Annotated in this window: 23 protein-coding genes; 15 read left to right on the top strand and 8 right to left on the bottom strand. The window is 66.2% G+C overall.

Features of this window, described 5'->3' with window-relative positions:
- Positions 1 to 115: 115 nt before the first annotated feature.
- From purN to nadC, 6 genes are all read left to right on the top strand, one after another.
- Positions 116 to 778, top strand: a complete 663-nt coding sequence (gene purN, locus WJ12_RS12635; RefSeq protein WP_034186315.1) for a phosphoribosylglycinamide formyltransferase — start codon at positions 116 to 118, stop codon at positions 776 to 778.
- Positions 775 to 2,040, top strand: a complete 1,266-nt coding sequence (locus WJ12_RS12630; protein WP_034186314.1) for an RsmB/NOP family class I SAM-dependent RNA methyltransferase — start codon at positions 775 to 777, stop codon at positions 2,038 to 2,040. The genes purN and WJ12_RS12630 overlap by 4 nt, the downstream gene beginning before the upstream one ends.
- A gap of 18 nt (positions 2,041 to 2,058) precedes the next feature.
- Positions 2,059 to 3,441: a mechanosensitive ion channel family protein gene (locus WJ12_RS12625; protein WP_059560318.1), complete on the top strand. Its 1,383-nt coding sequence runs from the start codon at positions 2,059 to 2,061 to the stop codon at positions 3,439 to 3,441.
- A 220-nt stretch (positions 3,442 to 3,661) separates the two neighbouring features.
- Positions 3,662 to 4,858 carry a DesA family fatty acid desaturase gene (locus tag WJ12_RS12620; RefSeq protein WP_034186312.1) on the top strand — a complete coding sequence of 399 codons (1,197 nt, stop codon included), beginning with the start codon at positions 3,662 to 3,664 and terminating at the stop codon, positions 4,856 to 4,858.
- 246 nt (positions 4,859 to 5,104) lie between these two features.
- Positions 5,105 to 6,241, top strand: a complete 1,137-nt coding sequence (nadA, locus tag WJ12_RS12615; RefSeq protein WP_034186339.1) for a quinolinate synthase NadA — start codon at positions 5,105 to 5,107, stop codon at positions 6,239 to 6,241.
- A complete protein-coding gene (gene nadC / locus WJ12_RS12610; protein ID WP_034186311.1) occupies positions 6,238 to 7,119 on the top strand; it encodes a carboxylating nicotinate-nucleotide diphosphorylase in 882 nt (293 codons plus the stop codon). The genes nadA and nadC overlap by 4 nt, the downstream gene beginning before the upstream one ends.
- Before the next feature lie 97 nt (positions 7,120 to 7,216).
- Here nadC and nadB read toward each other — a convergent pair whose 3' ends face one another.
- The 4 genes from nadB to radC all read right to left on the bottom strand — a co-directional run bounded on the left by nadB (position 7,217) and on the right by radC (position 10,393).
- Entirely contained in the window at positions 7,217 to 8,803 is a 1,587-nt protein-coding gene (gene nadB, locus WJ12_RS12605) for an L-aspartate oxidase (RefSeq protein WP_059560320.1), read from the bottom strand.
- A gap of 161 nt (positions 8,804 to 8,964) precedes the next feature.
- Complete coding sequence (rpmG, locus tag WJ12_RS12600) at positions 8,965 to 9,132, bottom strand: 50S ribosomal protein L33 (RefSeq protein ID WP_006478046.1); 168 nt, start codon at positions 9,130 to 9,132, stop codon at positions 8,965 to 8,967.
- A gap of 17 nt (positions 9,133 to 9,149) precedes the next feature.
- The gene (gene rpmB / locus WJ12_RS12595; protein ID WP_004186391.1) at positions 9,150 to 9,383 is read right to left on the bottom strand and encodes a 50S ribosomal protein L28; all 234 of its coding nucleotides are present in this window, start codon (positions 9,381 to 9,383) and stop codon (positions 9,150 to 9,152) included.
- Positions 9,384 to 9,619: 236 nt separating this feature from the next.
- Positions 9,620 to 10,393 carry a RadC family protein gene (gene radC, locus WJ12_RS12590; RefSeq protein WP_034186309.1) on the bottom strand — a complete coding sequence of 258 codons (774 nt, stop codon included), beginning with the start codon at positions 10,391 to 10,393 and terminating at the stop codon, positions 9,620 to 9,622.
- Positions 10,394 to 10,529: 136 nt separating this feature from the next.
- On the opposite strand from radC, the gene WJ12_RS12585 reads away from it, so the two are divergent.
- The 8 genes from WJ12_RS12585 to WJ12_RS12550 all read left to right on the top strand — a co-directional run bounded on the left by WJ12_RS12585 (position 10,530) and on the right by WJ12_RS12550 (position 17,729).
- On the top strand, positions 10,530 to 10,985 hold the full coding sequence (locus WJ12_RS12585; protein WP_034186308.1) for an FKBP-type peptidyl-prolyl cis-trans isomerase: 456 nt from the start codon (positions 10,530 to 10,532) through the stop codon (positions 10,983 to 10,985).
- A gap of 2 nt (positions 10,986 to 10,987) precedes the next feature.
- The gene (gene ispH, locus WJ12_RS12580; RefSeq protein ID WP_034186307.1) at positions 10,988 to 11,968 is read left to right on the top strand and encodes a 4-hydroxy-3-methylbut-2-enyl diphosphate reductase; all 981 of its coding nucleotides are present in this window, start codon (positions 10,988 to 10,990) and stop codon (positions 11,966 to 11,968) included.
- Between the two features lie 204 nt (positions 11,969 to 12,172).
- Complete coding sequence (locus WJ12_RS12575) at positions 12,173 to 12,913, top strand: amino acid-binding protein (protein ID WP_082744747.1); 741 nt, start codon at positions 12,173 to 12,175, stop codon at positions 12,911 to 12,913.
- A 211-nt stretch (positions 12,914 to 13,124) separates the two neighbouring features.
- A complete protein-coding gene (locus WJ12_RS12570; RefSeq protein WP_006478051.1) occupies positions 13,125 to 14,075 on the top strand; it encodes a branched-chain amino acid ABC transporter permease in 951 nt (316 codons plus the stop codon).
- Between the two features lie 18 nt (positions 14,076 to 14,093).
- Positions 14,094 to 15,263: an ABC transporter permease subunit gene (locus WJ12_RS12565; protein ID WP_034186305.1), complete on the top strand. Its 1,170-nt coding sequence runs from the start codon at positions 14,094 to 14,096 to the stop codon at positions 15,261 to 15,263.
- Positions 15,264 to 15,287: 24 nt separating this feature from the next.
- Positions 15,288 to 16,064, top strand: coding sequence for an ABC transporter ATP-binding protein (locus WJ12_RS12560; protein ID WP_034178806.1), 777 nt, complete (start codon positions 15,288 to 15,290; stop codon positions 16,062 to 16,064).
- Positions 16,064 to 16,780, top strand: coding sequence for an ABC transporter ATP-binding protein (locus WJ12_RS12555; RefSeq protein ID WP_034186304.1), 717 nt, complete (start codon positions 16,064 to 16,066; stop codon positions 16,778 to 16,780). The genes WJ12_RS12560 and WJ12_RS12555 overlap by 1 nt, the downstream gene beginning before the upstream one ends.
- A gap of 277 nt (positions 16,781 to 17,057) precedes the next feature.
- Positions 17,058 to 17,729, top strand: a complete 672-nt coding sequence (locus WJ12_RS12550; RefSeq protein ID WP_034186303.1) for a DUF2278 family protein — start codon at positions 17,058 to 17,060, stop codon at positions 17,727 to 17,729.
- A 21-nt stretch (positions 17,730 to 17,750) separates the two neighbouring features.
- Here WJ12_RS12550 and WJ12_RS12545 read toward each other — a convergent pair whose 3' ends face one another.
- From WJ12_RS12545 to WJ12_RS12535, 3 genes are all read right to left on the bottom strand, one after another.
- Positions 17,751 to 18,206 (bottom strand): GNAT family acetyltransferase, encoded by a 456-nt coding sequence (locus WJ12_RS12545; RefSeq protein WP_034186302.1) that lies wholly within the window; start codon positions 18,204 to 18,206, stop codon positions 17,751 to 17,753.
- A 13-nt stretch (positions 18,207 to 18,219) separates the two neighbouring features.
- On the bottom strand, positions 18,220 to 19,404 hold the full coding sequence (locus WJ12_RS12540; RefSeq protein ID WP_034186301.1) for an acetylornithine transaminase: 1,185 nt from the start codon (positions 19,402 to 19,404) through the stop codon (positions 18,220 to 18,222).
- Positions 19,405 to 19,698: 294 nt separating this feature from the next.
- Positions 19,699 to 20,730: a CDP-6-deoxy-delta-3,4-glucoseen reductase gene (locus WJ12_RS12535; protein ID WP_034186300.1), complete on the bottom strand. Its 1,032-nt coding sequence runs from the start codon at positions 20,728 to 20,730 to the stop codon at positions 19,699 to 19,701.
- A gap of 107 nt (positions 20,731 to 20,837) precedes the next feature.
- Between WJ12_RS12535 and WJ12_RS12530 the strand changes: the two genes are divergently transcribed.
- Complete coding sequence (locus tag WJ12_RS12530) at positions 20,838 to 21,875, top strand: NAD-dependent epimerase/dehydratase family protein (protein ID WP_059560326.1); 1,038 nt, start codon at positions 20,838 to 20,840, stop codon at positions 21,873 to 21,875.
- On the opposite strand, the gene WJ12_RS12525 is transcribed toward WJ12_RS12530, so the two are convergent.
- Positions 21,858 to 22,046: a hypothetical protein gene (locus tag WJ12_RS12525; RefSeq protein WP_034186298.1), complete on the bottom strand. Its 189-nt coding sequence runs from the start codon at positions 22,044 to 22,046 to the stop codon at positions 21,858 to 21,860. The two genes, WJ12_RS12530 and WJ12_RS12525, sit on opposite strands and share 18 nt — an antisense overlap.
- Between the last annotated feature and the right edge of the window lie 63 nt (positions 22,047 to 22,109).

Below are 22,109 nucleotides of genomic sequence, written 5' to 3'. Positions count from 1 at the left end.
ATGCAGCGGTCGGGGAATGGGCGGTGGGATGCCGCAAAGCAGAAGATTATAAACGTTCGGACGGGCCGGCGGCCGAGAAGGCGGGAAACGCGGGGGCGAATGGTAAAATTCGCGGATGAAAAAACTCGTGATCCTGATTTCCGGTCGCGGCAGCAACATGGAGGCCATCGTCCGCGCATGCGCGCAGGAACGCTGGCCGGCCGAGATTGCCGCCGTGATCGCCAACCGGCCCGATGCGGCCGGCCTGGCTTTTGCCGCGTCGCACGGGGTGGCGACGGCGGTGGTCGACCACCGGTCGTTCGACGGCCGCGACAGCTTTGACGCGGCGCTCGCCGCCGAGATCGACCGTTTCGCCCCCGATCTCGTCGTTCTCGCCGGCTTCATGCGCATCCTCACGCCCGCATTCGTCAGACGATACGAAGGCCGGCTGCTGAACATCCATCCGTCGCTGCTGCCGAGCTTCAAGGGTATCCATACGCATCAGCAGGCGCTCGACGCGGGCGTCGCGCTGCATGGCGCGAGCGTGCATTTCGTCATTCCCGAGCTCGACAGCGGCGCGATCGTCGCGCAGGGCGCGGTGCCCGTGCGCGCCGGCGACGACGCGGCCGCGCTCGCGCGGCGCGTGCTGAGCGTCGAGCATGTGCTGTATCCGCGCGCGGTGCGCTGGTTCGTCGAGGGGCGTCTGCGCCTCGAGAACGGCCGTGCAGTGGTCGCGCCGGAAGAGGCGCGCTGGATTTTCGCGGATCAACCGCATACCGAAACGAGCGAGGGCGTATGAAGCTGCACGGATTCCTGATTGGCCAGACCGAGACTTTGCTGGCCGAGGTGCTGAAATTCGCCGGCCCCGCCGATGCGACGACGAGCCGGTTCTTCCGCGCGCACCCGAAGCTCGGGCACGCCGAGCGCGGCGTGATCGCCGAGGCCGTGTTCGCGGTGCTGCGCCGGAAAATGGAGTTTTCGCACCTCGCCGAAAGCGGCACGGGTACGCCGGCGCGGCGCCTGACGCTGCTCGGCCTGATGCAGACGGTCGGCCGCAATGCGCTGAAGCCGTTCCTGTCCGACACCGAGTCCGCCTGGCTCGAGCACGTGTCGAAGATCGATCCGGCGAGCCTGCCGGTGCGCATTCGCTCGAACCTGCCCGACTGGATCCATCAGGCGCTGTCGGCCCGTTTCGATGGCGAGGAGCTCGCGCAGCTTGCCGCCGCGCTGAACTACCCGGCGCCGCTCGACCTGCGTGCCAACGCGCAGAAGGCGACGCGCGACCAGGTGATCGAAGCGCTGCGCGTGAGCGGCATCGAGGCGGGCGCGACGCCGTTCGCGCCGTTCGGCGTGCGGGTGGTCGGCAAGCCGGCGCTGACGCGCCTGAAGCTGTTCGAGGAAGGCGCGATCGAGGTGCAGGACGAAGGCAGCCAGCTGCTGTGCTCGCTGGTCGCGCCGCGCCGCGGCGAAATGGTCGTCGACTTCTGCGCCGGTGCGGGCGGCAAGACGCTCGCGCTGGGCGCGATGATGCGCTCGACCGGGCGGCTCTATGCGTTCGACGTGTCGGAGAAGCGCCTCGCGAAGCTGAAGCCGCGCCTCGCGCGCAGCGGGCTGTCGAACGTGAACCCGGTGCTGATCGACAGCGAGCACGACGCGAAGATCAAGCGGCTCGCCGGCAAGATCGACCGCGTGCTGGTCGACGCGCCGTGCAGCGGCCTCGGCACGCTGCGCCGCAATCCGGACCTGAAGTGGCGCCAGTCGCGCACGGCGATCGACGAGCTGACACCGAAGCAGGCGTCGATCCTCGCGAGCGCCGCGCGTCTCGTGAAGAAGGGCGGGCGGCTTGTCTATGCGACCTGCAGCGTGCTCGACGCCGAGAACGAGCGCATCGTCGAACAGTTCCTGGCCGATCATCCCGAGTTCGTGCTGGTGCCGGCGCAGAAGGTGCTGGCCGACCAGCGCATCGAGCTGGAGACGGGCGACTACCTGTCGCTGTGGCCGCATCGTCACGCGACCGACGGCTTCTTCGCCGCGGTGCTCGAACGGCGCGCCGCGCAGTAACGACAGCCCGGACGGACGATGGAAAATCTGCAGAGCCGCCTGCTGTCGCACCGGCTGGAATCGGTCATTCGTGACTTCCACCAGCCGGTGATGATCTGGCAGGCGGCGATTCTCGTCGGCGCGCTGTGCTTCGCGTGGGTGACCGCGCGCTTCGTGCACGGCCGCATCGATGCGCGCCGCCGGGCGGCCGGACGTGCGCCCGGCGCGGGCGCGCAAAGCCTGAAGCGCGCGTTGTTCCCGTTGTTCGGCAGCGTCTTCGTCGGCGCCGCGCAACTCGCGTTCGACCCGTTCATGTCGACGTCGCTGCTGCAGCTCGCGCTCGTGCCGCTGTTCGGCATCGGGTTGATCTACGTGCTGTTCTTCTTCGCGCGGCGCGTGTTCGCGCGCGACGGCCACACGCATGCGTGGCTGTCGATCGTCGAGAAGGTGGTGTCGACCGTCGTGTGGGCCGCGATGGTGCTGACCGTGCTCGGGATCCAGCGCGACGTGCTCGGCTGGCTCGACAGCGTGCAGTTCCGCGTCGCCAATGCGCATCTCACGCTGCTGTCGGTGATCTCGGGCGCGCTGTGGGTGTGCGTCACGCTGATGGTCGCGATGTGGCTCGGCTCGGTGCTCGAGGATCGCCTCACGCGCGCGAGCACGCTCGACGCGAACCTGAAGGTCGTGCTGTCGCGGGTCGGCCGCGCGCTGCTCGTGTTCGCGGCGATCCTGATCGGGCTGTCGCTGGTCGGCATCGACGTGACCGTGCTCGGCGTGTTTGGCGGCGCGGTGGGCGTCGGTCTCGGCTTCGGGCTGCAGAAGATCGCGAGCAACTACGTGTCGGGCTTCATCATCCTGCTCGACCGCTCGCTGCGGCTCGGCGACGCGATCAGCGTCGGCGGGCTGCAGGGCGTCGTCACGCAGATCCGCACGCGCTACACGGTCGTGCGCGGCCTCGACGGTAACGAGACACTGATCCCGAACGAGAAGCTGATCACCGACGTCGTGCAGAACCAGTCGTCTTACCTGACGCGCGGTTATGCGAAGGTCGCGGTGCAGGTCGCGTACACGAGCGACGTCGAGCACGCGCTCGCGCTGCTCGCCGACGCGGCGAAGGACGTGCCGCGCGTGCTGGCGGAGCCCGCGCCGACGCCGTATCTGGTGAGTTTCGGTGCGGACGGGATCGACCTGGAGCTTGGTTTCTGGATCGAGGATTCCGCGAAAGGCACGTCGGGCGTGCGTTCGAGCGTGAACCGCAACATCTGGCGGTTGTTCAGCGAGCACGGGATCTCGATTCCGTTTCCGCAGCGCGAGGTGCGCGTGGTCGGATTGCCGGACGGTTTTCCCGCCGCCGGTACGACGGCCGGGCTCGATCCGGCGGCCGCGAACGGCGCGGCGAACGGGCGCGCACCGGCTGCATAGCGCGCGCCGGCCGTCAAATGCTTTGACCCCGCGGCCGGAACCGGATCGCACGCCCGTCCAAGTCCGCCCGTGGACTGCTCCGGTTGCGCCAGGGCAAGAAAATATTCATTTTTTACAAAGACTTGGAACGGTTGAAGTAGAATCCAAGTCTATACGCGGTATGCTTTCATTTTTCTGACGCCTGCGCGAGCCGGCGTCGCTCTCATCACAGGTAACTGCCTTGTTGAATTCCCTGCTCGATTTTCTTTCCCACGGGCTCCTGCGTTTTTCGTGGTGGCAGGTCGCGCTGTTCGCGCTCGCCGTCACGCACGTCACGATCATCGGCGTGACGGTCTATCTGCACCGCTGCCAGGCGCATCGTGCGCTGGAACTGCATCCGATCGCGAGCCACTTCTTCCGGCTGTGGCTGTGGATGACGACCGGCATGCTGACGGGCCAGTGGGCCGCGATTCACCGCAAGCACCATGCGAAGTGCGAGACCGAGGAAGATCCGCACAGCCCGCAGACGCGCGGGATCTGGAAGGTGTTCCTCGAGGGCGCGGAACTGTATCGCGCGGAAGCGAAGAACGAAGAGACGATGCGCAAGTTCAGCCACGGCACGCCGAACGACTGGGTCGAGCGCAATGTCTATTCGAAGTACCCGATTCTCGGCATCAGCCTGATGATGGTGATCGACGTCGCGCTGTTCGGCGTGATCGGCCTGACCGTGTGGGCCGTGCAGATGGTCTGGATCCCGTTCTGGGCGGCTGGCGTCGTCAACGGCTTCGGTCACTTCTGGGGCTATCGCAACTTCAACTCGGCCGACGCGAGCACGAACCTGTTCCCGTGGGGCATCGTGATCGGCGGTGAAGAACTGCACAACAACCACCACACGTTCGCGACGTCGGCGAAGCTGTCGAACAAGTGGTACGAGTTCGACATCGGCTGGATGTACATCCGCATCATGTCGGCGTTCGGTCTCGCGAAGGTGAAGAAGGTTGCGCCCACGCCGCGCCTGAACAAGCCGAAGACGGTGCTCGACCAGGAAACGCTGCAGGCCGTGCTGTCGAACCGCTACGAAGTGATGGCGCGCTACGGCAAGGCCGTGAAGCGTGCGTACCGCCAGGAGCTCGCGCACCTGAAGGAACTCGGCTCGAGCGAGAAGTACCAGCTGATGCGCGGTGCGCGCAAGTGGTTCCACAAGGACGCCGACGGCCTCGACGAGCCGCAGAAGAAGCTGTTGCCGGAAATCTTCGCGAACAGCCAGAAGCTGCATACGTACTTCCAGCTGCGCCAGGACCTGGCCGCGATCTGGGATCGTTCGACCGCGTCGCGCGAACAGCTCCTCGCGCAATTGCAGGATTGGTGCCATCGCGCGGAACAAAGCGGCATCAAGGCGCTGCAGGAATTCGCGACGCGCCTGCGTCGCTACGCCTGATTCGAAATCGATTAGAATCTCAGGACGTCACAAACCCCGCGTTGGCGGGGTTTTTTCATTTGGGCCGCCGGTTTTGATGGGCGTTCGGCAGGGCGGATTGGTATGAAGCTTGGGGCGGTGGCGAGCGGGGGCCCCGGGCGAGCAGGGGAGCGGAGCAGGCGCCGAGCCCCTCACTCCGGCCGACCGCGAAGCATGGGATCCGAGTGAGCGCCAAAGCGTTCACTCGGATCGACAGGAGATATGGAGATGCAATCGACGATCAAACCCGTCGAGTACGACCGGCCCGTCGCGGCAGGGACCGTGTGCGGCGTGGGGCAGGCATGGGCCAAGGTGCCCGACGCGCCGTCCGCCGAGGAGCGCGCTGCATTGAAGGCGCGCATCAAGACGCTGCTCGCCCGTGAAAAGGCCGTGCTGGTCGCCCACTACTACGTGGATGCCGAGCTGCAGGAGCTGGCCGACGAAACGGGCGGCTGCGTTGCCGATTCGCTCGAAATGGCCCGCTTCGGCCGCGATCACGACGCGCAGACGCTGGTCGTCGCCGGCGTGCGCTTCATGGGCGAAACCGCGAAGATCCTGAGCCCGAACAAACGGATCCTGATGCCCGATCTCGACGCGACCTGTTCGCTCGACCTCGGCTGTCCGGTCGACGAATTCTCGGCGTTCTGCGATGCGCATCCGGACCGCACCGTCGTCGTCTACGCGAACACCAGCGCGGCCGTGAAGGCGCGCGCGGACTGGATGGTCACGTCGTCGATCGGCCTCGAAATCGTGGCCGACCTGCACGCGCGCGGCGAGAAGATCATCTGGGCGCCGGACCGCCATCTCGGCAGCTATATCCAGAAGAAAACCGGCGCGGACATGCTGCTGTGGCAAGGCTCGTGCCTCGTCCACGACGAGTTCAAGGGTATCGAGCTCGACCTGCTGCGCGCCGAATATCCGGACGCGAAGGTGCTCGTCCATCCCGAGTCGCCGGAAAACGTCGTCGCGCAGGCCGATGTCGTCGGCTCGACCACGCAACTGATCGATGCGGCGGTCAAGTTCGACGCGACGCACTTCATCGTCGCGACCGATCTCGGCATCCTGCACAAGATGCAGCTCGCCGCGCCCGGCAAGACCTTCATCGCCGCGCCGACGGCCGGCAACAGCGCGACCTGCAAGAGCTGCGCGCATTGTCCGTGGATGGCGATGAACGGCCTCGCGAACCTTGCGGACGTGCTCGAACGCGGCCACAACGAGATCTTCGTCGATCCCGCGATCGGCGAGCGTGCGCGTTTGCCGATCGACCGGATGCTCGAGTTCGCGGCCGCGCACAAGAAGCGCGTGCAGGCGAGCGGTGACCTGCAGCGCGACCAGGGGCTGTTTGCGAACGTGGGGGCCGCATGAGCGACGCCGTATCTCCGCTGTTCGACAGCGTTCGTGAGCAATACGGCGCGGCATTCGACGACGCGATCGCGCGCAACGTGGCCGACGCGATCGCGGAAGACGTCGGCACCGGCGACCAGACCGGGCGGCTCGTGCCGGCCGGCGGGCGCCGCCGGGCGCGGATCATCGTGCGTGAGGAAGCCGTGCTGTGCGGCGTGCCGTGGTTCGAGGCGGTGATCGCCCGGATCGATCCGTCGATCACCGTGCAATGGCGCTATCGCGAAGGCGACCGCATGACGCCCGATTCGACCGTCTGCGAACTCGACGGGCCGGCGCGCGCGCTGCTGACGGCCGAGCGCAACGGGCTGAATTTCCTGCAGCTGCTGTCGGGCGTCGCGACCGCGACGCGCCGCTACGTCGATCGCATCGAAGGCACGCGCGCGAAGATCCTCGATACGCGCAAGACGCTGCCGGGCCTGCGGCTTGCGCAGAAGTATGCGGTGCGCGTCGGCGGCGGCGAGAACCAGCGCCTCGCGCTGTACGACGGCATCCTGATCAAGGAGAACCACATCGCGGCGGCAGGCGGGGTCGGCGAGGCGCTCGATGCGGCATTTGCGCTGGAGTCGGGCGTACCCGTGCAGATCGAGGTCGAGACGCTCGCGCAACTTGACACGGCGCTCGCGCATCGTGCGCAGTCGGTGCTGCTCGACAACTTCACGCTCGACATGATGCGTGAAGCCGTGCGTGTCGCGGCCGGCAAGGCCGTGCTCGAGGTCTCGGGCGGCGTCAATTTCGAGACGGTGCGTGCGTTCGCGGAAACGGGCGTCGATCGCATCTCGATCGGCGCACTGACGAAGGACGTGCGCGCGACCGACTATTCGATGCGGATCGTCGACTGACCGAACGTCGTCGGGTCAGACAAAAAAGCCGCCGGCGCGCAAACGCCAGCGGCTTTTTTCCTGGGCGCTCCCGGCCGTAGCCGGGAAGGGCATACGCTCAGCGGCGCGCGCGCGGCGTGAGCACGCTCGGCAATGCCTTCGGCAGCGTATGCGGCCAGTCGCGGCTGTAGTGCAGCCCGCGGCTTTCGCGGCGCGATTGCGCACTCTTCACGATCAGCGTCGCCACATCGACGAGGTTGCGCAGTTCCAGCAGGTCGCGCGTCACGCGGAAGTTCGCGTAGTACTCGTGGATTTCGTCGCGCAGCAGCGACAGCCGGTGCTTGGCGCGTTCGAGGCGCTTGTCGGTGCGCACGATGCCGACGTAGTTCCACATCAGGCGGCGCAGTTCGTCCCAGTTGTGCGCAACGACGACTTCCTCGTCGGCATCCGACACGCGGCTTTCGTCCCATGCGGGCAGCGTCGCCGGCGTGTCGGTGTCGAAGCCGGCCGCCTCGATTGCTTCGGCGGCCGCACGGCCGATCACCAGACATTCGAGCAGCGAGTTGCTCGCGAGCCGGTTCGCGCCGTGCAACCCGGTGCACGACGTCTCGCCGACCGCATACAGGCCCGCGAGATCGGTGCGTCCGGCGAGATCGGTGACGACGCCGCCGCACGTGTAGTGCGCGGCCGGCACGACGGGAATCGGCTGTTTCGCGATGTCGATGCCGAATTCGAGGCAGCGCGCGTGGATCGTCGGGAAGTGTTCGCGCAGGAACGCTTCCGGCTGATGGCTGATGTCGAGATACACGCAGTCGATCCCGCGCTTCTTGATCTCGAAGTCGATCGCGCGTGCGACGATGTCGCGCGGCGCGAGCTCGGCGCGCGGGTCGTGCGCGGGCATGAAGCGCGTGCCGTCGGGCAGTTTCAGCAGGCCGCCTTCGCCGCGCACGGCTTCCGAAATCAGGAACGACTTCGCATACGGATGGAACAGGCAGGTCGGGTGAAACTGGATGAATTCCATGTTCGACACGCGGCAGCCCGCGCGCCACGCCATCGCGATGCCGTCGCCGGTCGCGGTGTCGGGGTTCGTCGTGTACAGGTAGACCTTGCCGGCACCGCCCGTGGCGAGCACGGTGTGCGGCGCCTCGATCGTGATCGTGCGGTCGTTGTCGACGTCGAGCGCATACAGGCCGTGACAGCGGCGGCCGGGCAGGCCGAGCCGGTCCGACGTGATCAGGTCGATCGCGTGGTGGTTCTCGAAGAACGTGATGTTCGGATGCTGGCGCGCGCGCTCGGATAGCGTCGCGAGCACCGCATGGCCGGTCGCGTCGGCCGCATGGATGATCCGGCGGTGGCTGTGGCCGCCTTCGCGCGTCAGGTGAAAACCGAGTTCGGCCGCGTCGTCCTTCGTGAACGGCACGCCTTGCGAGATCAGCCATTCGATCGCTTCGCGGCCGTGCTCGACGATGTAGCGCGTCGCGCCTTCGTCGCACAGCCCGCCACCGGCGACCAGCGTGTCGTCGACGTGGTTCTCGATACTGTCCGCCGAGTCGAGGACCGCCGCGATACCGCCTTGCGCGTTATCGCTTGCCCCCTCCATCATCGAACGTTTCGCGATCAGCGCGACACGTCGCGTGCTGGCCAGGTTGAGTGCGACCGACAGCCCTGCCAGGCCGCTGCCGACGATCGCCACGTCGAATTTCATGCTGCATCTCCATCGTTTACGCTTTTGATCTTGTGCGTTCCGGCAGCCGTGGCCGCGGAAAGGGAAGAGCATACCGCGTCGGGCCGGAGCGTGCGCGCAAAACAAAAAGCCCCGCAGGAGCGGGGCTTTTCGGTCGCCGTCAGGCTGGCAGAAACCGGAGATTACTTGATCTTGGTTTCTTTGTATTCCACATGCTTGCGGACGACGGGATCGAACTTCTTGATCGCCATCTTTTCCGGCATGTTGCGCTTGTTCTTCGTGGTCGTGTAGAAGTGACCCGTACCAGCGGTGGACTCGAGCTTGATCTTGTCGCGTGCGCCTTTTGCCATGATTGTGCTCCTTGGGCTTAGGCTTCGCCGCGTGCGCGCAGGTCAGCGAGCACGGAATCGATGCCGTTCTTGTCGATCAGGCGCAGGCCGGCGTTCGAAACGCGCAGGCGCACCCAGCGGTTTTCGCTCTCTACCCAGAACCGGCGGTTTTGCAGGTTCGGCAGGAAGCGGCGCTTCGTCTTGTTGTTGGCGTGGGAAACGTTGTTGCCGCTCATCGGCGCTTTCCCAGTTACTTGGCATACGCGTGCCATGAGAGCACTCCTAATACGCTAAATTCGGGGTTCGATCGCCGGTGAAGGTTCCATCGCACCGCCACGTGATCCATGGCTGCACTCAGAACGCCGTAGCCCTTACAGACAAGGCCCTTCGATGGCTAGAACTGGTTGGAAAAAAGACAGACGACGATTCTAGCAGAAAAAGTTCAGAAAAATCAAACCTAATTTCGCTTCGTCGTTGCGGCGCCCGGGGCGGGCTGCCGCGGCACAGTCTACAGCCAACCGGCGCGTGCGAACGAAAAAGTGTCGCCGGTGCCGACGACGATGTGGTCGAGCAGCCGCACGTCGACGAGTTCGAGCGCATCTTTCAGCACGCGGGTGAGGCGACGGTCTTCCGCGCTGGGCTGTACGGCGCCCGACGGATGGTTGTGCGCGACGATCAGCGACGCGGCGTTGTGCACCATCGCGCGTCGCACGATCTCGCGCGGATAGACGGCCATCCGCGTGAGCGAGCCGCGCGTGATTTCCTCCATGTCGATCAGGCCGTTGCGCGCGTCGAGGTACACCGCGACGAACACCTCGTGCGGACACGTGCCGATCCTCAGCCGCAGGCAATCCTCGACGGCGCGGGGCGAATCGATCGGCGTGCGCACCTGCGCCTTCTCGTTCAGCACGCGCCGGGCGATCTCGATGATCGCGGCCAGCCGCGCGGCACGCGCGGGGCCGATGCCGGGGTGCGCCTCGAAATCGTCGGTGCTCGCTTCGAGCAGCCCGCGCAACGTCCTGAACCGATCGACCAGTGCGCGGGCGGTGATGAAGACATCGTGCCCGGGCTTGCCCGTGCCGAGCAGCAGCGCGATCAGTTCGTCGTCGGTCAGCGCGGCCGGCCCGCGCTCCAGCAAGCGCTCGCGCGGTCGCTCGGGCCGCCAGTCGGCCGGGCGGCGCTTGCGCCGGCGAATCGGGATGACGCGGCCGGGCGGATCGGCCGGTGCATCGGCATTGTCCCGGCATTCGGCCGGCGGCAGGGCGAGGCAGGGTGACAGCATGCTTGGAACTCCATTGGCGGCAGGGTGGTGTGCGCGACGTCGTCGCACTTTCCGCCTTGCTCGCTCAGGTGACTTACAATATTGACTTTGCGCCGGGCCATTCGGCCGTATCGGGCGCCGACTGAACGAGTAATTCATGAGCCTCATCGATCTATCCGAAGTGAAGCCCGGTTCCCACGTCACGTTGCATTACCGGCTGGCACTGGCCGACGGCGCCGACATCGTCAACACCTTCTCCGACAAGCCGGCCACGCTGCTGCTGGGCGCGGGGCAACTGGCGCCCTCGCTCGAACAGATTCTGCTCGGGCTCCGGGTGGGCGACCACTCGACTTTTCAGCTAGCCCCGGAACAGGGGTTCGGTCCCCGCAATCCCGACATGCTCCAGCGCGTGACGCTGTCGACGTTGCGCGAGAACGGGATGGTCGGCGACGATTTCACGCCGGGCGAACTGATCGAGTTCAACGCACCGGACGGCGGCCGGTACGCAGGGGTGCTGAAGGAGGTCGGCGAGACCTCGGCGCTGTTCGACTTCAATCATCCGCTCGCGGGCCAGGCGCTCACGTTCGAAGTGAAAATCATCGGAATCCTGTAATCATGAGCAACACCGATACGCTGTCCGGGCAAACCGTTGCCGCCGATGCCGAAATCCTGCTGGCCCAGCCGCGCGGGTTCTGCGCGGGTGTCGACCGCGCGATCGAGATCGTCGAGCGTGCGATCGCGATGCACGGTGCGCCGATCTACGTCCGTCACGAAATCGTCCACAACAAGTACGTGGTCGAGGATCTGAAGAAGAAAGGCGCGATCTTCGTCGAGGAACTCGAGGAAGTGCCGGCCGGCAACACCGTGATCTTCAGTGCGCACGGCGTGTCGAAGGCCGTGCGCGACGAGGCCGACGTGCGCGGGCTGCGCATTTACGACGCAACCTGCCCGCTCGTCACGAAGGTGCACGTCGAAGTGGCGAAGATGCGCCAGGATGGCGTCGACATCGTCATGATCGGGCACAAGGGCCACCCGGAAGTCGAAGGCACGATGGGGCAGGTCGAGCGCGGCATGCATCTCGTCGAGAGCGTCGAGGACGTGCAGAAGCTCGAACTCGCCGATCCCGAGCGCATCGCGCTCGTCACGCAGACGACGCTGTCCGTCGACGACGCCGCGGAGATCATCGGCGCGCTGAAGGCGAAGTATCCGAAGATCCGCGAGCCGAAGAAGCAGGACATCTGCTATGCGACGCAGAACCGCCAGGACGCGGTGAAGTTCATGGCGCCGCAGTGCGACGTCGTGATCGTCGTCGGGAGCCCCAACAGCTCGAATTCGAGCCGCCTGCGCGAAGTGGCCGAGAAGCGCGGCGTGGCCGCGTACATGGTCGATGCGCCCGACCAGATCGATCCGGCATGGGTCGCCGGCAAGCGCCGTATCGGCGTGACGGCCGGCGCGTCGGCGCCGGAAGTGCTCGCCCAGGCCGTGATCGCGCGGCTGCGCGAGCTCGGCGTGCGCAATGTCCGCGCGCTCGACGGCATCGAGGAAAACGTGTCGTTTCCGCTGCCGCGCGGGTTGAACCTGCCGCCTGCCGCCTGATTGCCGCATTGCACCCGCGGAACACCGAAGCGCGCCTCCCGGCGCGCTTTTTTTTGGTGCCTCGAAATCATAATCGCAACCAATATTCGCAAGCATGGTGCAACCCGGTTGCTCCCGATGTTTCCAGCCGTCTCTCAAAATTGGTTGCAATGCAGGAAAACCCCATCGAATCAGGATTATTGGCGTCCTATAAATGGAGTTACAATGCGCCCGTTTTCAAGCCGGAATGGCTTTGAAATCGGGTTTTGGCAAGGCGCGGGAGACCATTCGATGCATGTGAAGTTGGCTTACGCCGAGTCCGCCGCCGCACCGGTTGCAATGCTTGCCGGATGCAGCAAAAAGAGCGGCGACAGGGCGGGCAGGAAGGCTGCGGCGTTCGCGGCGCCGCCGGCCAGCGGCGCGTGCGTCGCCGGACCCGGTCGTGCGGCGCCATCGCCGTGCCGTATCGCGCAATTGGGTAACGACAAGGAATACGGGGCACGTTTGACGATTGACGAAATCAACGCGCTTGGCGTGACGAACGCTCCGGCAGCGGGCATGCCGGTCGTGTCGCGGCAAGCCGCCGGTCGCGGCGCGACGGTGACCGGTCGCGCCGCTCGACGGATGCCGGCCGCTCGCGCCGCCGCGGGCAGCGCGCAGATGTCACCGGCCCCCCTTCATTTCAATTCGATGAAACAGCGTGCCGCCACGACCGATCCGGTCATGGCGCGCGGTCTGGTTCGTACGATGGATTCCGACGCAGTCCTGACGAATGTCGGGTGCGGCGGCCGCCATGTCCTGACGGGCGGCGCGGCGCGGAATCCGATCCGTCCGGGGGCGGCGCTTGCGTCGCGCCGGACGGGCCAAGGCACGGATGCCGGGAAACCGGACGAAGGCCGTCTCGGCATGCTGCCCCACGACTTCAAGGAGGCCACGAACACCGTCCTCGACGTCGTGACGATTTAGCGACGGGACTCATGACGGCACCGGAACAGTGCGGTGCCGTTTTTGTATCCGCCCCGGCGGCAGGTCCGGCCGTACAGGCCGGGCGGCGCGCGCCGGGACGATCCACCCTTACCGGTATCGACTAGTACCCGCAGTGTCGCCGAGAAGGCGCGATTCCTCGCTTACCCGCGGGGCGCAACGTCCTCCGGCAGCACGGGCCAAGGAGCTTTAAATGGATATTTTCGTCCAGCAGGTTCTCAACGGGCTGGTGCTCGGCAGTGTCTACGCCATCATCGCGTTGGGCTACACGATGGTGTACGGCATTCTCGGCATCATCAACTTCGCGCACGGCGACGTGCTGATGATCGGCGCGATGGTCGCGCTGTCGGCCATCACCGTGCTGCAGAACCATTTTCCCGGACTCGGCAACGTCGCGACGCTGACGATCGGCCTGGGCATCGCCGCGGTCGTCTGCGCGTTCGTCGGCTTCACGATCGAGCGCGTCGCGTACCGGCCGCTGCGCCGCGCGCCGCGCCTCGCGCCGCTGATCACCGCGATCGGCGTGTCGATCCTGCTGCAGACGGCGGCGATGATCATCTGGTCGCGCAACCCGCTGCCGTTCCCGCAATTGCTGCCGACCGATCCGATCAACGTGATCAAGGCCACCGACACGACGCCGGGCGCCGTGATCTCCGTGACTGAAATCGTGATCATCGCGGTCGCGTTCATCGTGATGGGCGGCCTGCTGCTGCTCGTGCACAAGACCAAGCTCGGCCGCGCGATGCGCGCGATCGCCGAAAGCCCGAATACGGCCAGCCTGATGGGCGTGAACCCGAACTTCGTGATCTCCGCGACGTTCATGATCGGCTCCGCGCTCGCCGCGCTGGCCGGCGTGATGATCGCCTCCGAATACGGCAACGTGCACTTCTACATGGGTTTCATTCCCGGCATGAAGGCGTTCACCGCCGCGGTGCTCGGCGGGATCGGCAACCTCGGCGGCGCGATGGTCGGCGGCGTGCTGCTCGGCCTGATCGAGCAGCTCGGGGCCGGCTACATCGGCAACCTCACGGGCGGCGTATTCGGCAGCAACTACCAGGACGTGTTCGCCTTCGTCGTGCTGATCATCGTGCTGGTGTTCCGTCCGTCGGGCCTGCTGGGCGAACGGGTCGCGGATCGCGCGTAACGGAAGGGAGCAAACAACATGACATCCATTCAACCGATCGAATCCTCGACGTCGCTCGTCGAAGAGCGCAACACCGCCAAGACCATCGTCATCGGCCTGCTGACCGCCGTCCTCGTGATCGCGGCGCCGATCGTGATCGGCTCGGCCGGCGGCAACTACTGGGTCCGCGTGCTCGACTTCGCGATGCTGTACGTGATGCTCGCGCTGGGCCTGAACGTGGTGGTCGGCTTCGCCGGCCTGCTCGACCTCGGCTACATCGCGTTCTACGCGGTGGGCGCATACACGGCGGCATTGCTGAGTTCGCCGCACCTGACCTCGCAGTTCGAGTGGATCGCGGCGCTCGCGCCGAACGGCCTGCACGTGCCGTTCCTGATCATCGTGCCGATCGCGATGGCGCTGGCGGCGACCTTCGGGATCCTGCTCGGCGCGCCGACGCTGCGCCTGCGCGGCGACTACCTGGCGATCGTGACGCTCGGCTTCGGTGAAATCGTCCGGATCTTCATGAACAACCTCGACCGTCCGGTGAACATCACCAACGGCCCGAAGGGGATCACGGGCATCGATCCGGTGCATGTCGGCGGCTTCAACCTGTCGCAGACGCACTCGCTGTTCGGCCTGCAGCTGCCGTCGGTCTACATGTACTACTACCTGTTCGTGCTGTGCTCGCTGCTGGTGATCTGGGTCTGTACGCGCCTGCAGCACTCGCGTATCGGCCGTGCGTGGGCAGCGATCCGCGAAGACGAGATCGCGGCGAAGGCGATGGGCATCAACACCCGTAACGTGAAGCTGCTCGCGTTCGCGATGGGCGCGTCGTTCGGCGGCCTGTCGGGCGCGATGTTCGGCTCGTTCCAGGGCTTCGTGTCGCCGGAATCGTTCACGTTCTGGGAATCGATCGTGGTGCTCGCCTGCGTGGTGCTCGGCGGCATGGGCCACATCCCGGGCGTGATCCTGGGTGCGGTGCTGCTCGCGATCTTCCCGGAATTCCTGCGCTCGACGATGAGCCCGCTGCAGCATGCGTTGTTCGGCCACGACATCGTCGATACGGAAGTGATCCGTCAGGCGCTGTACGGCCTCGCGATGGTCGTCATCATGCTGTACCGCTCGGAAGGCCTGTGGCCCGCGCCGAAGCACGAGGACAAGATCGCGAAACTGGCGAAGCGCAACAGCAAGAAGCCGGTGCGCGCTTAATCGACGGACACAGGGGATATACACATGAGCGACAAGCAAATCCGACTGTCCGTGCAGGGCGTGAACAAACGCTTCGGCGGCCTGCAGGCACTGTCAGACGTCGGCCTGCAGATCAAGGAAGGCGAGATCTACGGCCTGATCGGCCCGAACGGCGCCGGCAAGACCACGTTCTTCAACGTGATCACGGGCCTCTACACGCCGGATTCCGGCGACTTCAAGCTGGACGGCCAGAACTACACGCCGACGGCCGTGCACCAGGTGGCCAAGGCCGGCATCGCGCGCACGTTCCAGAACATCCGCCTGTTCGGCGGGATGACGGCGCTCGAGAACGTGATGGTGGGCCGCCACGTGCGCACCAAGCACGGGCTGCTCGGCGCGGTGTTCCAGACGCCGGCCGAGCGCCAGGAAGAGCGCGAGATCAAGGAACGCGCGATCGAGCTGCTCGAATACGTCGGCGTGCTGCAGTACGCGGACTACACGTCGCGCAACCTGTCGTACGGCCACCAGCGCCGTCTCGAGATCGCGCGCGCGCTGGCCACCGATCCGAAGCTGCTCGCGCTCGACGAGCCGGCGGCCGGGATGAACGCGACCGAGAAGGTCGAACTCACGCGCCTGCTCGACAAGATCCGCTCGGACGGCCGCACGATCCTGCTGATCGAGCACGACGTGAAGCTCGTGATGGGGCTGTGCAACCGGATGACGGTGCTCGATTACGGCAAGGTGATCGCCGAGGGTCTGCCGCAGGACGTGCAGAAGAATCCGAAGGTGATTGAGGCATATCTCGGCGCAGGGGTGCACTGATGGCAGCGGCAATGTTGAAAATCAAGGGCTTGCAGGTCAACTACGGCGGCATCCAGGCCGTCAAGGGCGTTGACATGGAAGTCCGTCAGGGCGAGCTCGTGACGCTGATCGGCGCGAACGGCGCGGGCAAGACCACGACGATGAAGGCGATCACGGGTCTCAAGCCGTACTCGGCGGGCGACATCGAGTACGACGGCAAGTCGATCAAGGGCATTCCGCCGCACGAGCTGCTCAAGCGCGGCCTCGCGATGGTGCCGGAAGGCCGCGGGATCTTCGCGCGGATGTCGATCATCGAGAACATGCAGATGGGCGCGTACCTGCGCAACGACACCGAGCAGATCAAGAAGGACGTCGACCGGATGTTCGGCTTCTTCCCGCGGCTGAAGGAGCGTGCGTCGCAGCTTGCGGGCACGCTGTCGGGCGGCGAGCAGCAGATGCTGGCGATGTCGCGCGCGATCCTGAGCAAGCCGAAGCTGCTGCTGCTCGACGAGCCGTCGATGGGTCTGTCGCCGATCATGGTCGAGAAGATCTTCGAAGTGGTGCGCGAGATCTCGAAGGAGGGCATCACGGTGCTGCTCGTCGAGCAGAACGCGCGCCTCGCGCTGCAGGCGGCCGACCGCGGCTACGTGATGGATTCGGGCACGGTCACGATGGAAGGCGACGCGAAGCAGATGCTCGACGATCCGAAGGTGCGGGCCGCGTATCTGGGCGAGTAAGCGAGAGAAGGCGCAGGTCCGGTGACGCGCGGCGGCAGATGCCGCGTGCGTTGTGCCAGGGCTGTCGAAAGGCTGTCACGGGATGCCGTGACAGCCTTTTTTTCGTGTTGTGCGATTCGTGCCGAACTGTGTGCGCGGACGCGACTCCATTCGACGGGTGCGGTGCGCATGCGGCGCGGGCATGATGGAGCGCAGCCGGTCGCCCGCAGCCGGTCGCCCGCAAACCGACACACGGGCCGCGTAGCATCGACGGTCCATCCGAACACGGAGAGCACGCATGAGTCTGGACTACGGTTTCGTGAAGGCGAAGGTGACATCGGTGGCGAAGCTGAAGGGCTCGCCGCACGGCAGCGAGATCCAGTATCACATCCACCTGACGCTGGCGCTGCCGTCGGGCGACTGGGATGTCGCGATCAACGTCGGCACCAGCGATGCGGACGACCTGTTGAACTACAAGCTCGTCTACGATTTCCACCATCCCGTCACCGAGACGCTCGCGGCCGCGGCCGAAGGCTACACCGACCTCACGGGGCAGGCCGCGCTGCCGGCACTGGACTACCTGCGCAGCGACATCCTGAACGAGACGGGTGCGTGGCGCGCGAGTGCGGTGATGGACGGCACCGAGAATCCGGAGCCGATTCCGTCGCTGCTGCGGCTCGTGAACGCCGCGCAGTCACAGGGCCTCGACGTCGTCGTGTTCGGCCGTACCTATAAGGAAGGCAACGGCATTCATGACACGCACATGAACCAGGGCTCGACGGGCTCGAACTATCTGCATCGCGCGGGCGACGACCATAACGACCACAACGACGTGTGGCAGGACGGCGCACTGATCGTGCGCGTGAGCGCGTCGCAGTGGGCCGCGTATTTCGCGGCGTTCGAGCAGCAGGCCGTGCCGACCGACGCGCTCGGCAATCCGCTGCCGGGCGCGGGGCCGATCACGCGTTGAGAGGGGCCGCTGCCGCCGGCATCACGCCGCCGGCAGCGTCTTGCCGAACGAGATGCGCTCCTCGACGCGATAACCGAGCGCCGCATAGAAGCGGCACGCGTCGTCGTTGCCGGGCAGCACCTGCAGGTTGATCTTCAGGCAGCCGCGCGCGGCGAGCGCGCGTTCCGCATGCGCGATCAGCGCGCGGCCGACGCCGAGCCGGCGCACGTCGTTCGCGACGCCGAACGAGTAGAGCCAGCCGCGATGTCCGTCGAAACCCGCCATCAGCGTGCCGACGACGCGCGCGCCGCTGGTCGCGACGAAGAACAGCTCCGGCTGCGTCGCGAGCTTCAGCGCGATCGATCGCAGCGGATCGCGGTGCGGCGGCGCATCGGCTTCGTCGTATTGCGGGAACGCGTCGCGCCATACCGCGAGCACGGCATCGGTATCGGCGCGGTCGAACGGGCGGATTGCGACAGCATCGGCGGCGGCATCCATCGCGGCGGTCTCCTTAGAGCGTATCGAGGATCGACCGCAGCATCGCCATCATCTGGTCGATTTCGTCGGTCGTCACGTTCAGGGCGGGCATGAAGCGCAGCAGGTTCGGCCGCGCGGCGTTCAGCAGCAGGCCGTCGGGCTGCATGTCGCGCGCCTTCTCGACGATCTGCGGGCCGATGTCCTTGCCGAGCAGCAGCGCGCGCAGCAGGCCTTCGCCGCGTTCGCCTTCGAAGCCGCGCTCCTCCGACAGCTCGAGCAGCTTGCGCTTCAGGTATTCGCCGCGGGCGCGCACGCCTTCGAGGAAGCCGGGCGCGACGAGCTGCGAGATCACCGAGTAGCCGGCCGCCGTCATCAGCGGGTTGCCGTTGTAGGTGCCGCCCTGGTCGCCGGCCTCGAACACCGCGACATCGGCCTTCGACAGCAGCGCCGCGAGCGGCACGCCGCTGCCGATGCCCTTGCCGAGCGTCATGATGTCCGGTTCGATGCCGGCGAGTTCGTACGCGAACAGCGTGCCCGCACGGCCGCAGCCGCTTTGCACTTCGTCGACGATCAGCAGCAGGTTGTGCTGCTTCGTCAGCGCACGCAGCGCCTGCATGAATTCGCGCGTCGCCGGAATCACGCCGCCTTCGCCCTGGATCGGTTCGAGCATCACGGCGACGGTCTTGTCGGTGATCAGCTTCTCGACCGAGTTGATGTTGTTCAGCTCGGCCTTCGGGAAACCCGGCACCTGCGGCGCGTAGATCGTGTCCCAGCCGGGCTTGCCGCTGGCCGACATCGTCGCGAGCGTGCGGCCGTGGAAGCTGTGGTCGAACGTGATGATCTCGTACGCGCCGTTGCGGAACTTGCGGCCCCACTTGCGCGCGAGCTTGATCGCGCCTTCGTTCGCTTCCGCGCCGCTGTTCGTGAAGAACACCTTGTCGAACACGCTGTGCTGCGTGAGCAGGCCCGCGAGCTTCGCCATCGGTTCGTTGTAGAACGCCGGCGACGGGTTCAGCAGTTTTTCGGCCTGCGTCTTCAGCGCTTCGACGACACCGTCGTTGCAGTGGCCGAGGCTGTTGACGGCCCAGCCCTGGATGAAGTCCAGATAGCGCTTGCCCGTGTGATCGTAGAGCCACGAACCCTTGCCGTGGGTAAACACGATGTCGGGGCGGTTCGTGATGTACATCAGCGAGTCGATCGGAAAATCGTTCAGGGGCATGGCAGCAGACTCCAGCGGACGTTGAAAGGGAAACGGGCAATAAAAAAGCCACGGAAGGCCGTGGCTGGTGGGTTCGAACAGCTTGTGCGTAACCGGTGAAGCGGTGTGGGTTACGCGCGAGTCCGTGACGAGCCGGCGGCATCCGGGCGGAGCGGCGAGCGGCGACGTCGAAGGGTGGACAGGAAGCAGTTCATGTGCGCAAGCATAAGGCATCCCGCGCCTCACTGTAAACCGCCGCGATGCCGCGAATGTGACATCGCGGCGTGCGGCGCGGGACGCGGGCGGGCCCGCCGCTCAGACCGGATGCGCGAGGTCGGCGGCGCTCGTGAACGAGTCCGCGTAGAACTCGTCGGCCGGCAGCGCGTGGTGCTGCGTGAAGTCGCGCTGCGCGGATTCGACCATGACCGGCGCTCCGCACGCATACACCTGGTAGCCCGACAGATCGGGCAGGTCCTCGATCACCGCGCGATGGACGAAGCCCGTGCGGCCGGTCCATTGATCGCCGGCGTCCGGCTCGGAGAGCACCGGCACGTACTTGAAGTTCGGGATCTCGCGTGCCCACTGCTCGGCGAGTTCGTCGAGGTAGATGTCCTTCTTGCGGCGGGCTCCCCAGTAGAGCGTCATCGGGCGCGTGATGCCCGAGTGCTTCACATGCTCGATGATCGCCTTGATCGGCGCGAAGCCCGTGCCAGACGCGAGCAGCACGATCGGCTTGTCGGAGTCCTCGCGCAGGAAGAACGTGCCGAGCGGGCCTTCGAAGCGCAGGATGTCGCGCTCCTTCATCGCGCCGAACACGTGGTCGGTGAACTTGCCGCCCGGCATGTGGCGGATGTGCAGCTCGATCGGGCCTTCCTCGTGCGGCGCGTTCGCCATCGAGTAGCTGCGGCGCGAGCCGTCCTTGAGGATGAACTCGACGTACTGGCCCGCGAGGTACTGGAGGCGCTCGTTGGCGGGCAGCTGCAGCTTCACGACCATCACGTCGTCGGCCTTGCGTTCGAGCGCGGCGATCCGGCACGGCAGCTTCTTGACCTGCACGCCGTCGACGCCGGCGATTTCACGCACGTCGATTTCGAGATCGCACTGGGCCTTCGAGCAGCACAGCAGCGCGAGGCCGCGCGTGCGTTCGTCGTTCGACAGCGCCGATGCGGCGTGCGGGCCCTGTTCGATCTGGCCCGACACGATCTGGCCCTTGCAGGAGCCGCATGCGCCGTTCTTGCAGCCGTACGGCAGATGGACGTTCTGGCGCAGCGCGGCAGCCAGCACGGTTTCGTCCGACTCGACCTGGAATTGCCGGCCGCTTTGCTTGAGAGTGACGTTGAATGCCATAGAACCAAACTAGAACAAAATGGGGGGACCGTGCATGTCGCGCACGGCAGCTACAATGCAAGACCGTTGCGCGTCGCGCAACGGCCGCTACTGATTTCGCAACCAACATGATCGCGACACGAATCCTGCGCCGGCCGCGCGCACTGATCGTCGGCTGCGGCGACGTCGGCATGCGCTGCGTCGCGCAATGGCGCGACACGCGCCGCAACCTGCGGATCTTGGCGCTGACGAGCCACCCGGCCCGCCGCGACGAACTGCGGGCCGCGGGCGCGACGCCGATCGTCGGCGACCTCGATCGCCGGGCGACGCTCGGCCGCCTCGCGGGTCTCGCTCGCACGATCCTGCATCTCGCACCGCCGCAGGCCGACGGCCGTGACGACCGGCGCACGCGTGCACTGATCGCCGCAACGTCCATGCCCGCGCGTCGGCCAGCGACCCCGCCGGCACCGGCGGTCGGCCGGCTCCGAACGCTGCGCACCGCTGCACGGCAGGCCGGCGCACCCGTTCGGGGAGCGCGTATTGTACCCGACGGCCTTCGCGCGCCGAGGCTCGTCTACGCGAGCACGACGGGCGTATACGGCGACTGCGGCGGCGCGCGCATCGACGAAACGCAGCCGTTGCGCCCCGCGAATCCGCGCGCGTTCCGACGCGTGTCGGCCGAGCGACAACTGCGTGCGGCGACGGTGCGCGGCGTGCTGTCCGCGCGCATCGTGCGCATTCCCGGCATCTACGCGGCGAATCGCCTGCCGGTCGCGCGGCTTGAGCGCGGCACGCCGGCGCTCGAGCCGGCCGACGACGTCTACACGAACCACATCCACGCGGATGATCTCGCGGCGATCCTGCGCCGCGCGGCCGAGCGCGGCAGGCCGGCGCGCGCCGTGCACGCGTCGGACGACAGCGAACTGCGGATGGGGGAGTATTTCGACCGGGTCGCGCGGGTGCTCGGCCTGCCGAGGCCGCCGCGCGTCAGCCGCGCGGACGCCGAACGCCAGCTCGAACCGACGCTGCTGTCGTTCATGCGGGAGTCGCGACGCCTGTCCAACGCACGGCTCAAGGCCGAATTGTGCGTGACGTTGCGCTATCCGACCGTAGACGATTTCCTTCAAACGCTCGCGCCGGGCAGCGCCTCAGGTCAGCGCCGGTAACGCCTCGATCAGCAGGAAGCACAGCAGCGCCCCGATCAGCGCGCCAATCAGGTTCGGATGATATTTGTGCTTCATGTGCATCATGGCCAGCAGGCCGCCGATCACGATGACACCGATGACCGCGAACGCGATCATCACCGACGACAGTTCGAAAGAATGGTTGAGGTTCATGATGTCTCCCCTGCATCGCTGCTCGTGCAGCTTGTGATTTCAGTATAGCGGGGGAACCTGCGG

It is taken from the genome of Burkholderia seminalis (genome assembly GCF_001718535.1).
Lineage (GTDB): Bacteria > Pseudomonadota > Gammaproteobacteria > Burkholderiales > Burkholderiaceae > Burkholderia > Burkholderia seminalis.
The sequence above is the reverse complement of the archived record's forward strand: the minus strand, read 5'-3'. Positions and strand labels throughout refer to the sequence as shown.

Bases quoted from the DNA above. Each gene is read 5' to 3' on its own strand.
- purN (WP_034186315.1), top strand. From the start codon at position 116: ATGAAAAAACTCGTGATCCTGATTTCCGGTCGCGGCAGCAACATGGAG.
- WJ12_RS12630 (WP_034186314.1), top strand. From the start codon at position 775: ATGAAGCTGCACGGATTCCTGATTGGCCAGACCGAGACTTTGCTGGCC.
- WJ12_RS12625 (WP_059560318.1), top strand. From the start codon at position 2,059: ATGGAAAATCTGCAGAGCCGCCTGCTGTCGCACCGGCTGGAATCGGTC.
- nadA (WP_034186339.1), top strand. From the start codon at position 5,105: ATGCAATCGACGATCAAACCCGTCGAGTACGACCGGCCCGTCGCGGCA.
- nadC (WP_034186311.1), top strand. From the start codon at position 6,238: ATGAGCGACGCCGTATCTCCGCTGTTCGACAGCGTTCGTGAGCAATAC.
- nadB (WP_059560320.1), bottom strand. From the start codon at position 8,803: ATGAAATTCGACGTGGCGATCGTCGGCAGCGGCCTGGCAGGGCTGTCG.
- rpmG (WP_006478046.1), bottom strand. From the start codon at position 9,132: ATGGCAAAAGGCGCACGCGACAAGATCAAGCTCGAGTCCACCGCTGGT.
- rpmB (WP_004186391.1), bottom strand. From the start codon at position 9,383: ATGGCACGCGTATGCCAAGTAACTGGGAAAGCGCCGATGAGCGGCAAC.
- radC (WP_034186309.1), bottom strand. From the start codon at position 10,393: ATGCTGTCACCCTGCCTCGCCCTGCCGCCGGCCGAATGCCGGGACAAT.
- WJ12_RS12585 (WP_034186308.1), top strand. From the start codon at position 10,530: ATGAGCCTCATCGATCTATCCGAAGTGAAGCCCGGTTCCCACGTCACG.
- ispH (WP_034186307.1), top strand. From the start codon at position 10,988: ATGAGCAACACCGATACGCTGTCCGGGCAAACCGTTGCCGCCGATGCC.
- WJ12_RS12575 (WP_082744747.1), top strand. From the start codon at position 12,173: ATGCGCCCGTTTTCAAGCCGGAATGGCTTTGAAATCGGGTTTTGGCAA.
- WJ12_RS12570 (WP_006478051.1), top strand. From the start codon at position 13,125: ATGGATATTTTCGTCCAGCAGGTTCTCAACGGGCTGGTGCTCGGCAGT.
- WJ12_RS12565 (WP_034186305.1), top strand. From the start codon at position 14,094: ATGACATCCATTCAACCGATCGAATCCTCGACGTCGCTCGTCGAAGAG.
- WJ12_RS12560 (WP_034178806.1), top strand. From the start codon at position 15,288: ATGAGCGACAAGCAAATCCGACTGTCCGTGCAGGGCGTGAACAAACGC.
- WJ12_RS12555 (WP_034186304.1), top strand. From the start codon at position 16,064: ATGGCAGCGGCAATGTTGAAAATCAAGGGCTTGCAGGTCAACTACGGC.
- WJ12_RS12550 (WP_034186303.1), top strand. From the start codon at position 17,058: ATGAGTCTGGACTACGGTTTCGTGAAGGCGAAGGTGACATCGGTGGCG.
- WJ12_RS12545 (WP_034186302.1), bottom strand. From the start codon at position 18,206: ATGGATGCCGCCGCCGATGCTGTCGCAATCCGCCCGTTCGACCGCGCC.
- WJ12_RS12540 (WP_034186301.1), bottom strand. From the start codon at position 19,404: ATGCCCCTGAACGATTTTCCGATCGACTCGCTGATGTACATCACGAAC.
- WJ12_RS12535 (WP_034186300.1), bottom strand. From the start codon at position 20,730: ATGGCATTCAACGTCACTCTCAAGCAAAGCGGCCGGCAATTCCAGGTC.
- WJ12_RS12530 (WP_059560326.1), top strand. From the start codon at position 20,838: ATGATCGCGACACGAATCCTGCGCCGGCCGCGCGCACTGATCGTCGGC.
- WJ12_RS12525 (WP_034186298.1), bottom strand. From the start codon at position 22,046: ATGAACCTCAACCATTCTTTCGAACTGTCGTCGGTGATGATCGCGTTC.